General features: G+C 68.9%; 18 protein-coding genes. 5 read left to right on the top strand and 13 right to left on the bottom strand.

Features of this window, described 5'->3' with window-relative positions:
* Positions 1-12 precede the first annotated feature (12 nt).
* From AB5I40_RS40505 to AB5I40_RS40515, 3 genes are read right to left on the bottom strand one after another with little or no spacing between them, the layout of a single operon-like run.
* The gene (locus AB5I40_RS40505; RefSeq protein ID WP_370935459.1) at positions 13-891 is read right to left on the bottom strand and encodes a phosphotransferase family protein; all 879 of its coding nucleotides are present in this window, start codon (positions 889-891) and stop codon (positions 13-15) included.
* 44 nt (positions 892-935) lie between these two features.
* Positions 936-1,598: an MSMEG_1061 family FMN-dependent PPOX-type flavoprotein gene (locus AB5I40_RS40510; RefSeq protein WP_370935460.1), complete on the bottom strand. Its 663-nt coding sequence runs from the start codon at positions 1,596-1,598 to the stop codon at positions 936-938.
* 11 nt (positions 1,599-1,609) lie between these two features.
* The gene (locus tag AB5I40_RS40515) at positions 1,610-2,569 is read right to left on the bottom strand and encodes a 2Fe-2S iron-sulfur cluster-binding protein (protein ID WP_370935461.1); all 960 of its coding nucleotides are present in this window, start codon (positions 2,567-2,569) and stop codon (positions 1,610-1,612) included.
* A gap of 67 nt (positions 2,570-2,636) precedes the next feature.
* Between AB5I40_RS40515 and AB5I40_RS40520 the strand changes: the two genes are divergently transcribed.
* A complete protein-coding gene (locus AB5I40_RS40520; RefSeq protein WP_370935463.1) occupies positions 2,637-3,299 on the top strand; it encodes a TetR/AcrR family transcriptional regulator C-terminal domain-containing protein in 663 nt (220 codons plus the stop codon).
* Between the two features lie 65 nt (positions 3,300-3,364).
* Here the strand turns inward: AB5I40_RS40520 and AB5I40_RS40525 are convergent, their stop codons facing one another.
* Entirely contained in the window at positions 3,365-3,925 is a 561-nt protein-coding gene (locus tag AB5I40_RS40525) for a TetR/AcrR family transcriptional regulator (protein WP_370935464.1), read from the bottom strand.
* Positions 3,926-4,020: 95 nt separating this feature from the next.
* Between AB5I40_RS40525 and AB5I40_RS40530 the strand changes: the two genes are divergently transcribed.
* Positions 4,021-4,923 carry an NmrA/HSCARG family protein gene (locus tag AB5I40_RS40530; RefSeq protein ID WP_370935466.1) on the top strand — a complete coding sequence of 301 codons (903 nt, stop codon included), beginning with the start codon at positions 4,021-4,023 and terminating at the stop codon, positions 4,921-4,923.
* Here AB5I40_RS40530 and AB5I40_RS40535 read toward each other — a convergent pair.
* Genes AB5I40_RS40535 through AB5I40_RS40555 form a run of 5 tightly spaced genes read right to left on the bottom strand, consistent with a single transcriptional unit; the run spans position 4,910 to position 10,407 of the window.
* A complete protein-coding gene (locus tag AB5I40_RS40535) occupies positions 4,910-5,929 on the bottom strand; it encodes a maleylacetate reductase (protein WP_370935468.1) in 1,020 nt (339 codons plus the stop codon). The genes AB5I40_RS40530 and AB5I40_RS40535 overlap by 14 nt on opposite strands.
* Positions 5,926-6,756: a dioxygenase gene (locus AB5I40_RS40540; RefSeq protein ID WP_370935470.1), complete on the bottom strand. Its 831-nt coding sequence runs from the start codon at positions 6,754-6,756 to the stop codon at positions 5,926-5,928. Before AB5I40_RS40540 ends, AB5I40_RS40535 begins: the two co-directional genes overlap by 4 nt.
* A gap of 5 nt (positions 6,757-6,761) precedes the next feature.
* Complete coding sequence (locus tag AB5I40_RS40545) at positions 6,762-7,787, bottom strand: alpha/beta hydrolase family protein (RefSeq protein ID WP_370935472.1); 1,026 nt, start codon at positions 7,785-7,787, stop codon at positions 6,762-6,764.
* Positions 7,784-9,340 carry a bifunctional 3-(3-hydroxy-phenyl)propionate/3-hydroxycinnamic acid hydroxylase gene (locus AB5I40_RS40550; RefSeq protein WP_370935473.1) on the bottom strand — a complete coding sequence of 519 codons (1,557 nt, stop codon included), beginning with the start codon at positions 9,338-9,340 and terminating at the stop codon, positions 7,784-7,786. The genes AB5I40_RS40545 and AB5I40_RS40550 overlap by 4 nt, the downstream gene beginning before the upstream one ends.
* A gap of 38 nt (positions 9,341-9,378) precedes the next feature.
* Positions 9,379-10,407, bottom strand: coding sequence for an AraC family transcriptional regulator (locus tag AB5I40_RS40555; RefSeq protein ID WP_370935475.1), 1,029 nt, complete (start codon positions 10,405-10,407; stop codon positions 9,379-9,381).
* Positions 10,408-10,618: 211 nt separating this feature from the next.
* Between AB5I40_RS40555 and AB5I40_RS40560 the strand changes: the two genes are divergently transcribed.
* Together AB5I40_RS40560 and AB5I40_RS40565 are read left to right on the top strand one after the other, a co-directional pair.
* The gene (locus tag AB5I40_RS40560; protein WP_370935477.1) at positions 10,619-11,275 is read left to right on the top strand and encodes a TetR family transcriptional regulator; all 657 of its coding nucleotides are present in this window, start codon (positions 10,619-10,621) and stop codon (positions 11,273-11,275) included.
* 64 nt (positions 11,276-11,339) lie between these two features.
* On the top strand, positions 11,340-14,018 hold the full coding sequence (locus tag AB5I40_RS40565; RefSeq protein ID WP_370935478.1) for a hypothetical protein: 2,679 nt from the start codon (positions 11,340-11,342) through the stop codon (positions 14,016-14,018).
* A gap of 9 nt (positions 14,019-14,027) precedes the next feature.
* Here AB5I40_RS40565 and AB5I40_RS40570 read toward each other — a convergent pair whose 3' ends face one another.
* The 4 genes from AB5I40_RS40570 to AB5I40_RS40585 all read right to left on the bottom strand — a co-directional run bounded on the left by AB5I40_RS40570 (position 14,028) and on the right by AB5I40_RS40585 (position 17,255).
* Positions 14,028-14,483: a GNAT family N-acetyltransferase gene (locus AB5I40_RS40570; RefSeq protein ID WP_370935479.1), complete on the bottom strand. Its 456-nt coding sequence runs from the start codon at positions 14,481-14,483 to the stop codon at positions 14,028-14,030.
* A 39-nt stretch (positions 14,484-14,522) separates the two neighbouring features.
* Positions 14,523-14,684, bottom strand: coding sequence for a hypothetical protein (locus AB5I40_RS40575; RefSeq protein ID WP_370935480.1), 162 nt, complete (start codon positions 14,682-14,684; stop codon positions 14,523-14,525).
* A gap of 25 nt (positions 14,685-14,709) precedes the next feature.
* Positions 14,710-15,807: a glycosyltransferase family 2 protein gene (locus AB5I40_RS40580; protein ID WP_370935481.1), complete on the bottom strand. Its 1,098-nt coding sequence runs from the start codon at positions 15,805-15,807 to the stop codon at positions 14,710-14,712.
* Between the two features lie 179 nt (positions 15,808-15,986).
* Complete coding sequence (locus AB5I40_RS40585; RefSeq protein WP_370935483.1) at positions 15,987-17,255, bottom strand: cation:proton antiporter; 1,269 nt, start codon at positions 17,253-17,255, stop codon at positions 15,987-15,989.
* Positions 17,256-17,467: 212 nt separating this feature from the next.
* Here AB5I40_RS40585 and AB5I40_RS40590 point away from each other — a divergent pair, with 212 nt between their 5' ends.
* On the top strand, positions 17,468-17,995 hold the full coding sequence (locus tag AB5I40_RS40590) for a DUF1453 domain-containing protein (protein WP_370935485.1): 528 nt from the start codon (positions 17,468-17,470) through the stop codon (positions 17,993-17,995).
* Positions 17,996-18,009: the final 14 nt, after the last annotated feature.

Here is an 18,009-nt window from a genome sequence, read left to right on the forward strand (position 1 = left end):
TCGAATGGACGCTCAATCCGCCGCCAGTTCCTCGTGCAAGCCTTCCAGCGCGATGCGGTCATCCTCGGTCCCGGTGTGCGGCGCGGAAAACCAGTCCGCGTATTCGCGCAGTTCCGACAGCCGCCAGTCGAGGGCGAACAGTTCGACCATTTCCGGGTCCAGGCCCGCCGTGTCGGGCAGGTCGGCGTAGTCTCGTTCGCGCGGGGCGACGGCGAGGCTTTCCCAATCGACCAGGCGCAGGCCGTCCGGGGTCTGGACCTGGTTGTCGTTGTGCGGTTCGCCGTGAGTGGGGACCCAGGAAGCGCGGTGGGAGGCGGCGAGGGAGGCCAGTTCCAGGTAGCGGGCGTTCCAGCGGTGGATCGCGTCGGCTCGGGCGGCGAGGGCGGTGCGGGCTTCTTCGGCCAAAGGACCGGACGTCCACGGTTCGGCGGTGCGGGACCGCAGTTCGTCGGCGAAATCCGGGCCGACTTGCGGGGACCAGTGGCGTAGTCCAGCGGGTGGCGGGGTGTGATGCAGGGCGTCGAGTACGGCGAGGATTGCCGGTTTGTCGACTTCGGCTTCCGCGGGGCTGCGGCCGTTCAGCATCGGGGTGACGCTGAGCGCGCCGACGCCGGTGTCCACTGTGAACTGGCCGGATCGCGCGGGAAGTGGCGCGCAGACGAACTCGAGCCCTGAGGCGGCCAGTTCGGCGGCGCTCGCGTAGGTGCTTTCGAGGGACGCCGCGGTGTGCCGGGGTTCGAGCTGGTCCAGCGTGACGAACAGGGTATCGGCGCGCCAGTGGTGCGCGCCGAAACCCCAAGGCAGGTAAGCGATCTCGGAAACCGGCTGCCAATGTTCGGCGAGCGCGCGGGCGATGGCGGCATCGGTGACGAAGGACGGTCGAGATCGCACAAATCGGATACTAGGCAAGGCTTCGTGGTGGGAGCAACGGAGTTTCAGAACAGTTCGTTCTGGTACTTGTCGTCGATCACGTCGTACAGGGTGCCGCTGACGAGGTCGCCAAGGCTGTTGTTCATCTTTTGCGCTTGCTCGGCGATGGAGAGGGTGTAGAAATCGCCGCCAAGGGTGGCGGCTTCGGCGAGTCCGCGGGTGTCGCCCTCCCACAGTTTCGCGCGGATAATGGCCTTTCCGCACTGTCCGAACACTTCGCGCACGCGCACGATCGTCGCGAGCACGGCGGGTTTGCCGTCCGCGCTGAGCATGCCCAGCAGTTCCGGGTCGTCGGTGACGAAGGCGTCGCCGTTGACCCGCATCACCTCGCGCAGGCCGGGCACGAAGAAAACGAGCCCGATCGACGGGTTGGCGGTGATGTTCTCGAAGGTGTCGGCGAGTTTGTTGCCCGGACGGTCGGGGATGGCGAGCGTCCACGGGTCGAGGATCCGCACCGAACCGGGCGGGTCGCCTTTCGGTCCGACGTCCATGAGGCCGTCCGCGCCGACGGTGGCGGCGCAGAAGAACGTGCTGTGCGCGATGAACCGCATGGCGAATTCGCCGAGGTGCGGTTCCTTTTTCTCGGCGATGAACTGGTCCGGGAAACCGATGATTTCCCGGACGCGCGCCATGCTGATCGGAGTGTAGGCGTCTGCCGCGGTGGTCATGATTTCTCCCGTCACAGGTCGAGGACCAGTCGTGGGGTGCGGGCGCGGGACACGCAGACGAACATCCGGTCGCCCGCCGCTTGTTCGCTCGAGGAGAGGATCCCGTCGCGGTGGTCGGGGACGCCGTCGAGCACCTTGGTCTCGCACGAACCGCAGATCCCGGACCGGCATGAGGTCACCGGCCGGATGCCCGCCTTTTCCAGGGCGCTGACAATGCTTTCGTCAGCGGCGACGGACACGGTTTTCTTCGAAACCGCGCATTCCACTTCGATCGGCTTGTTTTCCGCCGGGGCGGCTTGCGGGGCTTTGAAGCGTTCCAGCCGCAATGCTTCGGGCGGCCAGTTCGCCGCCGCGGTGTCCAAATCGGACAGCAGCGAAGCCGGACCGCAGGCGTAGACCTTCGCGCCGGCCTCGACGGGCTTTTCCAGCTCGGTCAACGGAATCCGGCCGGTGGTGTCCGAGGAGTGGCAGCGCACGCGCTCGCCGTAGCCGCGGAGTTCGTCGAGGAACGGCATCGACGCGCTGGTGCGGCCGCCGAAGTACAGCTGCCAGTCGGCGCCCCGGGCTTGCGCGGCGCGGACCATCGGCAGGATCGGCGTGATGCCGATGCCGCCCGCCACGAAGACGTACGACTTGGCCGGGCGGAAGGCGAAATTGTTCCGCGGGCCTTTGATCGAGATGCGCTGGCCGGGCCGGAGAAAGGCGTGCACGTATTCCGAACCGCCGCGGCTCGCGCGTTCCCGGCGGACGCCGATCCGGTAGTACGCGCGTTCGCCGGGCGGGCCGCAGAGCGAGTACTGGCGCTCGAGGCCGTTCGGCAGCACGAGGTCGACGTGCGCGCCGGGTTCCCAGCTCGGCAGCGGTTTCCCGGTCGGGTCCGCCAGGTCCAGCGAGACCACGCCGTCGGCTTCCCAGCGCAGCTGCCGGACGGCGACGTCCAGCTTCCCGGCGGTTCCGGCATTCGGGGTCATCGGCTTCCCTCCTTTTGTTAACGTTGTTACTTGCCGCCTGGCCGAGGGTATTGGTAACATCGTTAACATGTCAACCGAGGCGAAACGGGCCGGAATCGCGGCGACGCGGGCCGAGCGAGCGGTGGCCGAGGCGCTTGACCTGGTCGACGCGGGCGGGCTGGAGGCGCTCACCATGCGTCAGCTGGCCGACCGGATGGGCCTGCACCTGCCCGCGATCTACCGCCTGTTCGACGGCAAGGACGCGCTGATCGACGAAATGGCCGAGGCGATCCTCGCCGGCGCGGTCGCCGACCTGCCCGCCGAGGACGGCGACTGGGAAAGCCGCGTGCGGAGATTGGCCGCCGGATTGCGCACGGCCCTGCTCGCGCATCGGGACGGAGCGCGGATCGTCGGCGGGAACTACGCGGCCAAGCGCAGCAATCTGACCTATGTGGACACTCTGCTCGGCTGCCTGCTGGCTTCCGGGCTGCCGCGGAAGCAGGCGATCTGGGCGGCGAGCACGGTGTTTTGCTACGTGCTCGGGGAGGCGCTCGAGGAGCAGGGTGCGACCGGGGACGAGATCGGCGTGCTGATGGGGGTTTTGGGGACGCGGGAGTACGCGCACCTGGAGTCGGGACCGATGGAGTCGATGCTCGACTTCGAGGCGCGGTTCGCGTTCGGGCTGGAATTGCTGCTCGCCGGGGTGCGAAGTGTGGTGCGCGGCGGCGAGTGCGCTAGTTTTCCGGGCTGATCCCCGCCACCGCGATCCGGGGTGCGGAATGTCGTGGGCTGTGGTGAGAACCGGCGGCGAGTGCGCTAGTTTTCCGGGCTGATCCCCGCCACCGCGATCCGGAACAGGCGGCTGGCCTCCGCGGCCGGGTCGGGGTGGCGTTCGGTCGTCAAGGTGATGCCGACGATCAGTGCGATCAAGTCGCCCACGGTCACTTCCGGCGAGACGGCCCCATCGCGGGCGGCGCGCGCGACTAGCGGGGCCGCGGACTCCTCCAGGGTCATCGAGCAGGAGTTTCCGTGCGCTGGATCTGGCGTGTCGTACGCCAGGGCTGCCGCGAGGCCACGGGCGGTTACGCAGTAGCTGACCACGTCGTCGAGCCATTCCAGGAGCGCGCGGCGGCTGTCGGATTCCCCGGCCAGTTCCTGCGCGCGGGCGGCCAGCAGCGCGATCCGTTCCTGCGAGACCGCTTCCAGCAGCGCGTGCCGGGTGGGGAAGTGCCGCCGCACGGTCGCGGAGCCGACTCCGGCGGTGCGCGCGATCTGTTCCAGCGACGCGTTCGCCCCGTGCGCGGCGACCTCCTCCTCGGCCACCTCCAGAATCCGCGCGTAGTTGCGCCGTGCGTCTGCGCGTTGCTGGCCGGGCATGGCGTGACCTCCGGGTTTGCTAAGTGGCGGGCCCCGCCGTATCGTAGCGGACACGAAACGGCGGGGCCCGCCACTTAGTGTTCTGAGGGAGAGTCATGGGTGAGCAAGCACCGGTACTGGTCGTCGGCGCGACGGGACGGCAGGGCGGCGCGACCGCCCGCGAGTTGCTGGCGGCGGGGGTGCCGGTCCGCGCGCTGGTCCGGGATCCGGCGGCGGAGCGGGCGAAGGCGGTCGAGGCGTTGGGTGCCGAACTCGTCGTCGGGGATTTGAATGATCGGGATGGGCTGGCACCCGCGATGAAGGGCGTGCGGGCGGTGTTCAGCGTGCAGATGCCGGACATGAGCGGGCCGGAGCCGGATTTCGCGGGCGAGGCGGCTCAGGGGATCAACCTGGTCGACGCAGCGGAAAAAGCCGGGGTGCCGCAGTTCGTGCACACCTCGGTGAGCGGGGCGGGATCGCCGGAACTGGCCGATGAGCGGTGGGCGTTCATGGCGCCGACGATGGAGGCCAAGGCGGCGGTCCAGGATCGGCTCCGGGCGGCCGGGTTCCCGCGGTGGACGTTGCTCAAGCCGGCGTTTTTCATGGAGAACTTCCTGCCGTCCCTGCAGTACGTGTTCCCGCGCGGCATCGAGGGCGGCTTGGTGACGATCCTGCGTCCGGAAACTCGGTTGTCGCTGGTGGCGGTACGGGACATCGGCCGCGCGGCAGCGGCGGCCATCGCTGAACCGGAACGGTTTGACCGGGTCGAACTGGAGCTGGCGAGCGACTACCGGCCGATGACGGAGATCGTGCCGGTCCTGTCCCGCGTGCTGGGGGTGCCGTTGGCGGTGCCGGACATGACCGTCGACGAGGCGCTCGCCGCCGGGATGCCGCCGATGGGGTTCTCGCACACGATGCTGAACGAGCTCGGCCAGCCCGCGCGGCCCGAGTTCGCGCGTGAGCTGGGGATTCCGCTGACCTCCTTTGAGGAGTGGGCTGAGACGGCTATGCGGGCTTGACTGCTCGGTGCAGCAAGGCTTCCAAGTCTGGACGGTGCGCTGGGCGAGGGTTGGCGTAGGGGTTGGCCAGCACCTCGTCGACGACCGGGGTCAGGTCGGTTTCCTTGACGCCTAGTGCGGCGAGATCGCTCGGGGCACCGGTGCTGGCGGCTAGTTTGGCCAGGGCCGCGGCCGGGTCGTCGGTGTTCAGCGCGCGGGACAGGGCGGCAGCCGCGTCGGGAGCGGCGGGCAGGTTGAAGGCGGCGACGTGCGGTAGCAGGATCGCGTGGGTTTCGGCGTGCGGCAGGTCGAGCATTCCGCCTAGTACGTGGCAGAGTTTGTGGTGCAGGCCCATGGTTGTCGCGCCCAGGCAGGCACCGCAGAGCCAGGCTCCGCGCAGGGCGGCGGGGCCGGTGAAGCTGGAGGCCAGGTCTTGTACGCCTTGTTCCGCCATGGCGGCGACTACGGGCGAGACGTCCGGCGCGTACAGGGCTTCGACGGCGTGCGCGATGGCATTCAAGCCGCTGGTCGCGGCTACGGTCGCGGGCAGGCTTGCGGTCAGATCCGGGTCGTAGACCACCGAGCGGGGCAGGACTTTGCGGTCCCGGCCGGTTTGTTTGCGGTTGTTCTCGGTGAGTCCCCAGATCGGCGTCATTTCGGAGCCGGCGTACGTCGTCGGGAGTGCGACTATCGGCAAATCCTGCTGCAGGGCAAGGGCTTTGCCTAGTCCGATCGTCGATCCGCCGCCTGCCGCCACGCAGCCGTCCGCCCGCGATTTGGCGGCTGCGCGCGAGGCGGCGGCGACGGTCGGCACCGGGACGTGCGGGCGGGCCTGGGCGAAGACTCCGGCGGCGCGGTCGCCGAGGGCGGCGGCGACCCGGTCGGCCAGGTCGCGTTGCTCCGGAGTGGACAGAACCAGGACCCGGCGCAGGCCCAAGCGGTCGGTTTCTTCGGCGATCCGGGACAGCGCGCCGGAGCCGAAGACGACGCGCATGGGAAGGGCTTCGTAGATGAAAGAGTCCATCATGGACGGTCCCCGTCCGGGGTGAGGCGAATGTCGAAGTGGGCTTCGCGGTGGTCGCCGCGGTCAGCGAATTCGGTGATCAGGCTTCGCTTCACGGCGAACACCGCGTCGCTGTCGAGATAAGGACTGTCCGCGACGAACATGTGCGTGGTCAGCGACTCGTGCCCGGCGGCTTCGGCGATCACGTGGACGTGCGCCGGGCGGTACGGGTGCCGTCCGGTCGTGTTCAGCAGGCGGCCGACCGGGCCGTCGGTGGGGATCGGGTAGTGGCTGGGGACGACTGTGCGGAACCAGAATTTCCCGTTCTCGTCCGTGCGGAAGCGGCCGCGTCCGTTGCCGGGCGGTTGCACGTCGGGCTGCTGGACGTCATAGAAGCCGTCCTCGGTGCATTGCCAGATGTCGACGCTCGCGTTGGGGAGCGGTGTGCCGTCGACAGCGCGGACGGTTCCGGTGATCACGCACGGGGTTCCGCTGCCGAGCAGGTCGATCGAGTCGCCCAGTTCGCGTTCTGGAGAATCGGTCAGGTGGAACGGGCCGAGTACGGTCGCCTCGGTGCCGCCGTCGCTGTCGTTGAGGGTTTCGACCAGCATCGACACCCCGAGCACGTCGGACAGCAGCACGAATTCCTGCCGGGTGGCGTCGCACGTCTGGCCGACGTCGGTGAGGAACTCGACCGCCTGCTCCCACTCCGTCATTGTCGGGCGCAGTTCCCGCACGAGTGCGTGCAGATGCCTGGTGACGGCCGACAGAATTTCCTTGAGCCGTGGGTCGGCGGTGGCCGCGAAGCTGTCCAAAACGGCTTGTTCGGCAGTGGTTTCGGTGAAGTCCACAGTGGTCAGTCTTTCTGTTCGCGGAAGCGGTCGGCGAACCAATCGGCGACGTAGGCAGTGCGTTCGGCCGCGTGGTTGTAGATCGTGTGCTCGCCGTCGTCCCACTGCTTCAGGTCCGCGCGACCCTCGGCGGCGGCCAGGAACGGTTTCTGTTCTTCAAGGCGCACAATGGGGTCCTCGCCGCCGTGCAGGACGAGCAGATCGCCGCCGATCCGGTCCTCCGGCTTGAACGCGAGCCGGTCGAAGTTGTCTTGGACGGCTTGGCGGTCCCGGGTGCCGAGCATGGCGCAGGCTTGTTCGTCGAACGTCCGGAAGCCCAGCAGGCGCGGAGCGGCGGGTGCGCCGTTGACACAGACCGCGGTCACCCGGTCGTCGGACGCCGCGGTGGTGGCGGCGTAGAGGCCGCCCATGCTGTTGCCCCACAAGCCAACGCGGTCGCTCGGAGCGTGATCGACGAAGGTCGAGTACGCGGCCCGAACCTCGACGTCCAGCAGGATTCCGCCGCGCATCCGCGTCTCGCCTTGGCCGGGGCCTTCGGCGAGCAACGCGGCCATCCCGCGCCGGGCGAGTGCGTCGGCGATCGGGAGATACGTTGCGCCCCAGCCGCTTTGGCCGCCGAACACCACGACGGTTCCGGCGATCGGACCGGGCGGGCGGACCAGCCAACCGAACAGTGTTCCGTTCTCGAACGGTGTTTCCACCCGTTCCCAGCGCGGCGTCGCGAGTTCGGCGGCGCGCGCGACGACGGACGTGAACCGGTCGTAGAGCGCGACTTTGCGTGGCTCGTCGAAGTTGAACGCCATTTGCGCGAAGAGCAGATCCGCTGCGGCGTAACGCAATTCCGCCAACGCGGTGACCGGATTCGCGGGATCCCGGGCGAGCCGGACGTCAGCGAGTTCCTCGGCCGCGACGTGCCACGGTTGCCCGGCGGCGGTGCGGGTCCGCAGGGCGAGGACGTCGGCGTAGTCCATGCCGCCGTCCAGCAGCCGGGTCGGCGGCAAGGCGCGCCAAAGCGCCTCGGTCAAGCTCATGCGGGCACCGCCGTGCTGAGCTGCTGCCGGAGCTGGTCCACCGCAAACGGCAATTCGGCGAGGTCGCCGGCCCAGAAGAGATGGAAATCCGGACGGCTGAGGAACGCTTCCGTCCCGGTCGAGGAGAACCACCGCTGATAAGTCCCGTCGACGTCCTCGACGGCACCGGATGCGACGGTCGCGATCGTCACTCCGATCCGGGACAGGAACCCCTGCTGTTCCGCGTCGAGCACACCAGCGGGGTCGGTCTGAGATACCAGAGTGAAGCCGCCGCCGACGACATCGTCGAACCGGCCCTCGCCGGACGGTCCGCGCACCATCCCTTGCGGCGCAAGCGTTCCAGCCAACGGGCTGTCCGGGTGGACCACTCCGGCGACGATGGTCGGAAACGGCGGTGGCGGCGGAACGTTCCCGCTGCGGAACGCATCGTCGCGGGCGGCTGCTTCGGCCAGGTCGTGGGTGTTGGCGACCTTGCCCAGCGCGGTGGAGATGTCAGCGATCGCGGTGGCGTGCGGTTTGCGTTCCGCCTCGTAGGTGTCGAGCAGCTGGTCCCCGGCGAGGCCGCGCAGGACGAGGTCGAGCTTCCAGCCCAGCGTGATTCCGTCGCGCATGCCCGAGCACGCGCCCTGCCCGAGGTAGGGCGGCGTGGTGTGCGCGGCGTCCCCGGCGAGCAGCACCCGCCCGCGCCGCCAGGATTCCGCGATCCGGCCCTGGAAGGTGTACACGACCTGCCGCAGAATCCGGACGTCCGCGCGGCCGAGACCGTGTTTTTCGCCGAGCCAGCGCCAGGCGAACTCCGGGTCCTCATACGCCGCGACGTCCTCGCCGGGCAGCACCGCCAGCTCGAACCGCTGCCTGCTCCGGCCGATCGGCATGTACATGTGACCGCGCGCCGGATCGCAGAACTGGGTCACCCGGCTGAACCGCTCCGGCAACGGCCGCAGCCGCTCGGTGTCGATGTTGAGCCATTGGTCGTGTACGCCGGTGTCGCTGCGCTCGATGCCCAAGGTAGCTCGCACGAAGCTGCCGGCTCCGTCCGCGCCCACGAGGTACTTCGCCGTGACAGTGCGCTCTTCACCGGAGTGGGACCACTGGCCGGTGCGGTCCTTCGACCACGGGCGAGCGGTCAGCTGCACCCCGTCGGCCTCCGCGCGGAGGTTCACGACCGCCCAGCCCTGGTTGACCTCGACGTTCCCGGTCGCTCGCACGTGCTGGTCGATCGCGTCCTCGATGTCCGGCTGGTAGATCGACAGATGCGCCGGGTGCCCGCACGACGTGCCCCGCCAGTCGAGTTCGATGAGCTGCTCGCCGTCCGCGCTCAGGTAGCGGTAGTGCGGCAGCGGAAGGGCGTCGCGCAGGGCGTGGTCCAGGTCGCCGGTCGCCTGGACGATCCGCGCGGTCTCGCCGTCGATGTGGGTCAGCCGGGGCAGCCCGTACAGGCCGGGCCAGCGTTCGAACACCGCGACGCGGTGGCCCTTCTTGCCGAGTGCCGAGGCGAGGACCAGCCCGGTCGGTCCGTAGCCCACGATTGCGACGTCGAAGTCGTGGTGCATCTGTTGTCTCCCATCGGGAAGGAACCCGTGGGAGGAGATTAAGAACCTTCGGCCGGGCCGCCGATCCGCTTCGCGACAGGTCGATCCGCCGCGCGACACGAACTGTGCAGCGTCTCCGACGGACGCACGCCGTAGCGCGCTTGATAAGCCCCGGCGAATCGCGGAACGTGACCGAATCCCCATTTGAAGGCGATGTCGGCGACCGTGGTCCCGGGTCGCGCCGACTGCAGGTCTTCGTGCGCGCGGGCGAGGCGAATGCTCCGCACGTATTCGCGCGGACTGCAGCCGACGTATTCCTTGAAATGCCGTTGCAACGACCGAGGTGTGGTTCCGGCCTCGAAGGCCAGCCGTTCGATCGACAACTCGGCCGACGGATCCCGCTCGATCAGCTCGAGAGCGCGCTTGACCGGCGTCGAACGGCGCGGGCCTGCTTGCCGGTTCTCCAGCTCGTGGCGGTAGTTGTGCGGCTGGGCGAGCAGGAGCCCGGTCATCAGGAACCGCGGCCACGGGCTGTCGTCGCCGGCGTCGGCGAGCCCGGCAGGCTGATCGAGGTCCCGCAGGAGCAGCTGGACGGCTTGCGCCCACGACGCGGCGGCGGGCTGGGCCAGGTCCATCCCGGGAAGGAACCGGATCGGCGCGGCGATCGGGCGGTCGAGCAGCTCTTCGAGGTGCCGTTCCAGCGCGTGCCGTTCGACGCGGACGTGCAGCTGGCGGTAGCCGTCGGACAGCGCCATGCGAGCGACCATGCTGGGGGAGAGGATGCCCGCGGTCCCGGCGTCGACGTACACCTCGTCGCGATCGGCCCGCAGCAGGTTGGTGCCGCCGAGCGCCAGGTTGACGTCGTAGTAGTCGACCTGTTCGGTCAGCTCCACCCGCAGCTCAGCGCCGGTATTGCGGCAGTAGACGAGCGTGACCGGGCCCAGTTCGGCCATCGCCACGTCGGTCTGCAGGCCCGCGTGGCGTCCCGCGGGCGAGAGCCGGTGCGGGGTCAGGTACCGCGCCGCGGTGGCCCGGAACTGCTCCAGGTCAGCGGTGTGCAGCACGGAGAACCGCGAGAGTGTCGCCATCTGCGCACCGCCTTTCCGCTGCTCCGGTCCATCGTAAGCCGGGGCGCGTTGCTCCGTTCGTGTCAGCCGGTTGGTGCTGGTGCGCGGTGGCGGCACTTCTGCCCTGGTGCAGCGTGCCCCGGCTTGCCGATTCCTCGCCGTCCGGGCGGGATTGTTTGTTACCTTCTGGGCCCGGCAACCGCGGCCAGCCCGGCCAGTGAGGAGCACTTCGATGGCCGCTGTCCAGCCGACCACGGGCAAGCGCGGCGGCCGGGCCCGGGCGCCGCGCGATCCGGACGCCACGCGGCGGGCGCTGGTCGGGGCCGCGCTCACGCTGTTCGAACAGGACGGTTTCCACGCCACTTCGGTGCAGAAGATCGTCGACCGCGCGAAGCTCACCAAAGGCGCTTTCTACTACCATTTCGAGACCAAAGAAGACGTGCTGCACGAAATCCACGACCAGTTCATGGATTTCCAGCTGCGGCGGATCCGCGAGGTGCTCGCCGAGGGCGGCGCGCCGGAGCGGGTGCTCCGCCGGGTGATGACCGAGGTGCTGGTCGAGCCGATCGGCATCTACCGGTCCGAGATCTCGATTTTCCAGCAGGAGCGCCGGTTTCTCTCCAGCACGACGTTCGCCTCGATCGAGCGCAAGCGCGACGAGTTCGAAGCGCTCGTCACGCAGGTGGTCGAGCGCGGGATCGAAAGCGGCGCGTTCAAACCGGTCGCGACCGCGCGGGTGCTCGCGTTCGCGGTGATCGGCGTGGCCGCGTGGGCGCACACCTGGCTCGACCCGCGCGGCGCGATGACGCCCCGGCAGATCGGCGACGCGTTCGGCGAGATCGTCGTCGCCGGGCTGCGGACCGGTTCGCTGCCGGAGAGCCGGGCCTGAACGTTCTGGCACGAGCGGCTGCTTTCCCGGTAGAAAGGAAAGATCATCGGGGAGGGAGCACCCAGTGAAGGTCCTTCTGCGCAAATTTGTCCCCATCGCGGCAGCCGCCGTACTGGCGGTCACGCTGGCACAGCCCGCGGCGGCGGCGCGTCCGGCCGCTGGTCCGGCGGCGTCGCCCGAGTGGCGCGTCGCCGACGGCCAGCTGGTCTGGACCGCGCCAAAGCCGCTGTTCGGCGACGGTGCGGTGGAGTTCTGGTCCGGCGGCGAGCTGCTCGGCCGTGCCCAGCCGGGCGCTGATCTGCGGACGTTTTCGCTGCCCGCAGGCGGGATCCGCGATGTGCGCGGGCTCGAGGCGCGCGTCGGCGGCCGTTCGCTGACCGAAGCGCCCAAGGCGACGGCGAATCAACCGGCCCCGGCGCCGCTGCCCGTGTTGCCCGCTAACGCGGTAGATCCCGGTAAACCCGGGCAGTTCTCGACGGTCAAGGGCGAGTATTCGCTCGACCCGGTGCGGCTGCCGGGATTGGACGGGCCGATCGAGATGCAAGGCCTGGTCGTCGCACCGAAACACGCGCCGGGGAACCGGCCGCTGGTGGTGTTCCTGCACGGCAGGCACCAGCCCTGCTACAACCCGGCCGATCCGGACGACCACTCGACGGCTTGGCCGTGCAAGGCCGGGATGCTGCCGATCCCGAGCTACCGCGGCTACCTGCAGACCCAGGAATTGCTGGCGTCGCAGGGATTCGTGACGGTGTCCATTTCGGCCGACGCGATCAACGCGCTCGACCACGCTGCGCAGGACGGCGGTGCGCAGGCCCGGTCGTCGCTGGTCCGGCTGCACCTCGCGCATTGGGCGGATTGGTCGGGCAGCGCTCGTTCGACCGCTCCGGCGATCGTGAAGGATTCTCCGGCGGCGGATCTGTCGAATGTGTTGCTGGTCGGGCATTCCCGCGGCGGCGAGGGCGTCAACCGCGCCGCGATGGACAGTTTGTATCCGCCGCCGGGCGACACCGGGTTCTCCGGGCCGGTCCGGTGGAAGATCCGGGGCGACGTGCTCATCGCGCCGACCGTGTTCGGGCTCAACCCGGCGCCGGACGTCCCGTCGGTCACTTTCCTGCCCTCGTGCGACGGCGACGTCTCGGATCTTCAAGGGCAGCAATACATCGACGCGGCACGCGGCGTCAGCCGGGACGCGGCCTTGCACAGTGCGCTGTACGTCTCCGGTGCGAACCACAACTTCTTCAATTCCGAGTGGACTCCGGGCGTCGCGGTGGCCCCGGCGCAGGACGATTTCTATTCTCCTGAACCGGATCCGAATTGCTCGCCCGGCGTGCCCGCACGGCTGACGGACGCGCAGCAGCGGGCGGTCGGCGCGACCTATGTCGCCGCGGCCGCGCAGCTGTTCCAGAAGCACGATCTGCGGGTGCAACCGTTGTTGGACGGTTCCGGCGTGCGTGCGCCGTCCGCCGATCCGGCGCACGTGTTGACGCACGCTCTCGGCGGAGCGAGGACTTCCGTGCTGATCCCGGATTCGTCGACGAAGGTCACCGGCAGCGGGGACGTTTGCCAGCAGGTCGGCCCGGATCAGCGGTGCCTCACGAATTCCGGTGCTTCCAAGTCGCCGCATTTCGTCGGGCTTGAGGAAGCGCCTGATCCGACGCGGACAGCCGTGCACGTGCGCTCGGCGACGGCTGGCGTTCCAGCGAAGATTCAGTTGCCCAGCCCGGTTTCTTCGAGCGGTGCGCGGGCGTTGGCGATGCGGGTCATCGCGCCGGAAAACGCTCCGGCCGAGTCGTTCGACGTCGCGGTCACCGACGCGCGCGGCAAGCGCACGAAGCTGGGTGCGGTGACGGTGGCCGGGCTGGCCGGGACTGAGCGGACGAAATCGTTCTGGGGCCAGGAAGTCCGGGTTCCGCTGCCGCCGTATCTGGAGGTGGCCGGTCTGGAACTGACGCCGCAGAAGGCGGGCGACGAGGCGTGGCTGCTGGACGCGTACGCGTGGCGGCCCGGTCTGCCGGACCCGAACCCGGCCCCGCTGACGCGCGTCGACCTCGGGTCGATGACGGTCAAGGAAGGCGATTCCGGCTCGAAGACGTACCAGATCCCGGTCACGGTGACCGGCGACGGCGGCGGTTCGGTGCGGGTCTTCCGGGCCGATTCGCTCTCGCCGATGTCGATGAAGTGGGCGTACCAAGCGGTCACGCTCGCGCCGGGGCAGCACACGCTCGACCTGCCCGCGACTGTCGTCGGGAACACCCGGTGGAGCTGGCCGTACCGGATGCTGGCCGGGGTGAAGGCCACCCACGGGACGGTTGTCGGGTCGGCGGAGGGTTCGCTGAACGTCGAGAACGACGACCCGGAGCCGGACGTGAGCGTCGGCAAGACGGACGTGTCGGCGGTCGAGGGCGGCGTGCTGGCGTGGCCGGTCAATCTGTCCACTGTGGCCGATTCGGACATCTACCTGACGGCGGAGGTGAAAGCGCCGAAGACCGGGCCGGAACTGATGACCTCGGACATCGACCCGCAGTGGCTGATCGAGCACCGCCTGGATCCGAAGAAGCCGCAGCCGTTGTCGGAGACCGGGGTGATGGTGACGGTGCAGATCATGGCGGGGAAGCTGAGCGGCGACCTGACGATTCCGACGGTGCGGCACGACGGAGCTGATCCGGCGAAGCATGTCTTGCTGCACATGAAGGAATCCGGCCGGGACATCGATCTCACCGGGACGGTGACGGACGCGGCCTGACCGCGGCGGTCAATCCTCCTGGTCCGGGTCGCGGGCCAGGAGGATTTTCCTTTCCCGCCGGGCGGTTTCGCGGAATCCGTGCCGCAGGTAGAAGGCGTGTGCGCGGGTGTTGATCGCGAGGACTTCGAGCACGAGCGGTTGGCCGCGCTCGGCCGCGACGCCGATCAGCCACCGGAGCAGCCGTCCGCCGATCCCCTGGTTCTGGTAGCGGGGGTCGAGTTCGATCCGGCCGAGGCAGACCTCTGTCGGCCGGTACTCGACCACGAGCAGGCCCGCGTCCGCTCCGTCGACCGTGATCACCTGCCACTGGCCGGGAGTGAAGGCGCGGTCGTGGTAGCGGCGCTGGATTTCGTCGTCCCAGCCCCAGATCGCGGCGACATGCTCGCCTAACGCGGCTCGGTGCAGCTGGAAACAGAAGTCGCTGTCCGCGGCCATGGCGGGGCGCAGGTCGATCTCGCTCGGCATGCGCGCCTCCACCGCTCGGGAGCGTTCAGGATAGCGAGGTCACCGGCTCTCCCTGCGCACCCTCGGCAGGATCCGCAGCAACGCGGTCCCCGCTGCCAGCAACGCGAACCCGGCCAGCAGCAGCCACAACGCGTTCACTCCGGTGAACGCGAGTCCGCTGGTCACTCCCGCAGCCGAGGCCGCGCCGATTTTCTGGTACATGGCTTTCTCGCTTCCGTCTCGGTGTTCACCAGTTCTTGCGGGTGCGCAGGAGCGCGTCCGCGTACGCCTTGAGATGGCAGGCCTGCAGGAAATAGTCGAGGACCAGTTCGTACATCGACGCGGCGAGCAGCATGCTGCGCCAGCCGCGGTACCGCACCGTCACGACTCGTTCCACTACGAAGATCGCCGAGATGCCGAGCCACCACGGGTTGAGGTGCAGACCGCCGCGGGCGAGGGCCCAAGCCAGTGCGGTCAGGTAGATTCCGCTCACCAGGACACCGGCGATGGTCAGCAGTTGCCTGCCCCAATACCGCCACGTGACGCGCGTGAGTCCATATTGGACGCAGTTCTCCACCGCGCCGCGCTTCCACCGCAAGCGTTGTGTCCACAGTGCACCCCAGGTCGTCATGACCTCGGTTTCCAGCGTGCAGGCGCTGGGCGAGATCACCCGGTGGCCGAGGTGCAGGAGGGCGAAGGTGAGTTCGTTGTCCTCGGTGAGCACGGTGGTGTCGTAGATCCCGCCGCTGCCGTCGCCTGCGGGCAGGCGGCCGGCGAGTCGTGCCGCGGCGACTTCGCGGAGGGTGCTGACCCGGAACATCGCCGCGGTTCCCGTCAGTACCAGGCATTTTCCGCGCAGCCGGTGGACGTCGCGAGCGTAGCGGGCGTATTCGTTGCGCTGCAGGTGCCCGACGAATCCGCCGCCCGGACCGCCGCGGAACACCCCGCCGACGCCGCCGTAGCCGTGGTCGAGGTGGCGCAGGGCGGTGCTCACGAACTGCGGGTCCAAAGTGGAATCCGCGTCCTGGACGAGGATTACGTCGTCCTCGTCCAGTCGCGGCAGGAGCCAGGCGAGCAGTTGGTTCAGTGCGCCGGCCTTCTTGTGCGTGTTGTTTTCGGACGGCCGGACTCGGGCTCCGGCTGCCGAAGCGGCTCCGGCGGTGTCGTCGGTGCAGTTGTCGGCGACGACGAAAACCTCGTCGACAACCCGGTCCTGCCTGCGAAGCGCGGCGACGGTGTGCGCGATCTGCGGTTCTTCGTCGTGCGCGGGGATGACGGCGACGACGCGCGCGCTGCCGGAACGATGCCGTCCGGCTCGCGGCTCGGCGAGCGTGGGTGCAGACATGAGCGGGGTCCTCCGCGCGGAACTGCGACGTGATGCGTCGCGCTTGACCCTTACTCTGCTGGCGGTCACGGAACGCTACGGGAAGATCCGATAGACCACCCGCGCGGGGGAGATTTTCTCGCGAAACCTGTGTAGTAGCTAGGAATTACGCAGCGAGCGGTGATTACGGTGAGTGCATGCTACTCGGACTGTCGGTGTGTCCGCGGAGTCATTAACCGGGTGATGAGCGGTGTCGACCCGAGCCCGTGCAGCACCACGCTGCCGAGGGCGCAGACCACCGTCAGCGTCAGGACGAGGTCGCTCGCTTCGCCGGTCAGGCCGTTGATCGCGAGCAGCCCGAACACGATCGACGTCGTGCCGCGCGGGCCGAGCGCGCCGACGAGGAACCGGTCCCGCAGCGGCATCCGGGTCCGTGTCAGCGACAGCATCACCGGGAGGATCCGCAGGACGGTCAGCGCGAGCAGGCAGAACACGACCGGCTCCCAGGGCACGCCGAAGGACACCATGACCACCGCGGCCCCGCCGACGACGAACCACATCGCCATCGTCAGAATCCCGGTGACCTCTTCGAGCAGTTGCAGGTCCTCCGACGGCCGGGCGAAGTGCTCGCGGGCGGCGCTGTCCGAGGTGCGGAGATGCCGCGCGGCGAAGGCGCGGTAGACGTAGCGGAAGGCGATCCCGGAGACGAAACAGGCGACGAATCCGTTGCCGTCGATGGCGACGGTGGCCGCGTAGGTCAGCAGCGGAGTGGTGAGGATGGCGATGCGCCGCCCCTGCCCGGAAGTCCAGCCGGAGCGGACGGCGAGGAACAGCAGGAAACCGATCACCGTGCCGATGATCGCGCCGGCGGTGATGGCTTTGAGCGCGAACGGCAACGCGGTCGCGAGCGCTTTCCCGGCGGTATTCGCGGTATTGTCGCTGCGCGCGAGAATGAGCGCGAAGAGGAACAGCGGCGAGACCAAACCGTCGTTGTAGCCGCTTTCGACGTTCAGCACGCTCCGCACTTGCGGCGTCAGAGTCTTGTCCCGCACCACGCGTTCGGCGGCGGCGAAATCGCTCGGGATGACGATGCACGCGACGATCAGCAGCAACGGCCACGACAGTTCCGGGAAGAACGCCCAGCCGACGAGCATGGCCAGCCCGAGGCTCAGCGGCAGCGCGAGGAACAGCACCCGAGCGACGAGACTGGGTGCGTGGCCCCACAGCCGTCCGCCGCGGACCTCGGTGGCGTCGACGAAAAGCAGCATCGCGAGAATGAGTTCGGCGACGTGCTGCGCGATTTCGGTATCGAAGAGCTCAAGCAGTTTTCCCGGATTCGCGAACAGCGCGGTCGCGACTCCGCACAGCGCCATCAGCACGGGCGCGGCGATGTTCCACCGGTCGAGCTGTTTGGCCGCGAGCGCGCGCATCAGGACGGCGGCCGAGAGGACCAGCAATGCGGGAATCATCGTTTGTCCGGCTCCACGGCTTTGATTGCGCCCAGCCGTCTTCGGCCGCTGACGCTCCACAGTGTACCGGCGCGGGTGCGCCTTTCCCGGTATTCCGGGTGTACGTCACGTCAACCCGGAATCGGTCGATGGTTGGACGATCCGGCGGGCTTCGCGCCCTAGCTTCGGTGAGGCGGGTGTTCCGGCCCGCCTGACCCGAGAAGAAGGCCGCGATGACCGACGCTCTCATCATGGGCGGGATCCTGCTCGCCCTCGTTCTTTTCACCCAGGTGGGCCGCCATCGGCACAACCTGGTCATGGGCATCATGCCGTTCGTTTCGTGCACCGTCATCGGAGTCCTGTACTTCACCGGCGGCATCTCGCTCACCGGGCCGAACGTGGCGGCCGGCCTGGTCGGGGCCGTCGTCGGGGCGGTCGCCGGCGCGGGGCTGATCGCGACCACCCGGGTGGAGCGCAGTCCGGTCACCGGGCGCGTGCAGACCTGGGCGGGCTGGCCGTACCTGCTGATCTGGCTCGCCGTGCTGGTGGGACGGCTGGTGTTCGTGTGGGCGGTGGAGAACGTGCACTCGTTCGCCGCGAAGGTCGGCGAGTTCCTGGTCAGCACGCATCTCGACGAGGACGGTGTCGGCCTGTTCTTCGTGCTGATGGCGCTGTCCATGGTCGCGGTGCGGGCCGGCGGGGTGCTCTGGCGCGCCCGGCGGCTGGACGCTGTCCGCGACGCGCAATCGGTGCGGGTCTGACTACGCTGAGCAGC

The organism is Amycolatopsis sp. cg13, assembly GCF_041346965.1.
In the GTDB taxonomy this organism is placed as follows: domain Bacteria; phylum Actinomycetota; class Actinomycetes; order Mycobacteriales; family Pseudonocardiaceae; genus Amycolatopsis.

Coding starts and splice junctions, on each gene's coding strand:
- AB5I40_RS40535 (WP_370935468.1), bottom strand. CDS start 5,929: ATGATGGACTCTTTCATCTACGAAGCCCTTCCCATGCGCGTCGTCTTC.
- AB5I40_RS40525 (WP_370935464.1), bottom strand. CDS start 3,925: ATGCCCGGCCAGCAACGCGCAGACGCACGGCGCAACTACGCGCGGATT.
- AB5I40_RS40515 (WP_370935461.1), bottom strand. CDS start 2,569: ATGACCCCGAATGCCGGAACCGCCGGGAAGCTGGACGTCGCCGTCCGG.
- AB5I40_RS40585 (WP_370935483.1), bottom strand. CDS start 17,255: ATGATTCCCGCATTGCTGGTCCTCTCGGCCGCCGTCCTGATGCGCGCG.
- AB5I40_RS40510 (WP_370935460.1), bottom strand. CDS start 1,598: ATGACCACCGCGGCAGACGCCTACACTCCGATCAGCATGGCGCGCGTC.
- AB5I40_RS40530 (WP_370935466.1), top strand. CDS start 4,021: ATGGGTGAGCAAGCACCGGTACTGGTCGTCGGCGCGACGGGACGGCAG.
- AB5I40_RS40580 (WP_370935481.1), bottom strand. CDS start 15,807: ATGTCTGCACCCACGCTCGCCGAGCCGCGAGCCGGACGGCATCGTTCC.
- AB5I40_RS40520 (WP_370935463.1), top strand. CDS start 2,637: ATGTCAACCGAGGCGAAACGGGCCGGAATCGCGGCGACGCGGGCCGAG.
- AB5I40_RS40560 (WP_370935477.1), top strand. CDS start 10,619: ATGGCCGCTGTCCAGCCGACCACGGGCAAGCGCGGCGGCCGGGCCCGG.
- AB5I40_RS40555 (WP_370935475.1), bottom strand. CDS start 10,407: ATGGCGACACTCTCGCGGTTCTCCGTGCTGCACACCGCTGACCTGGAG.
- AB5I40_RS40575 (WP_370935480.1), bottom strand. CDS start 14,684: ATGTACCAGAAAATCGGCGCGGCCTCGGCTGCGGGAGTGACCAGCGGA.
- AB5I40_RS40550 (WP_370935473.1), bottom strand. CDS start 9,340: ATGCACCACGACTTCGACGTCGCAATCGTGGGCTACGGACCGACCGGG.
- AB5I40_RS40590 (WP_370935485.1), top strand. CDS start 17,468: ATGACCGACGCTCTCATCATGGGCGGGATCCTGCTCGCCCTCGTTCTT.
- AB5I40_RS40545 (WP_370935472.1), bottom strand. CDS start 7,787: ATGAGCTTGACCGAGGCGCTTTGGCGCGCCTTGCCGCCGACCCGGCTG.
- AB5I40_RS40570 (WP_370935479.1), bottom strand. CDS start 14,483: ATGCCGAGCGAGATCGACCTGCGCCCCGCCATGGCCGCGGACAGCGAC.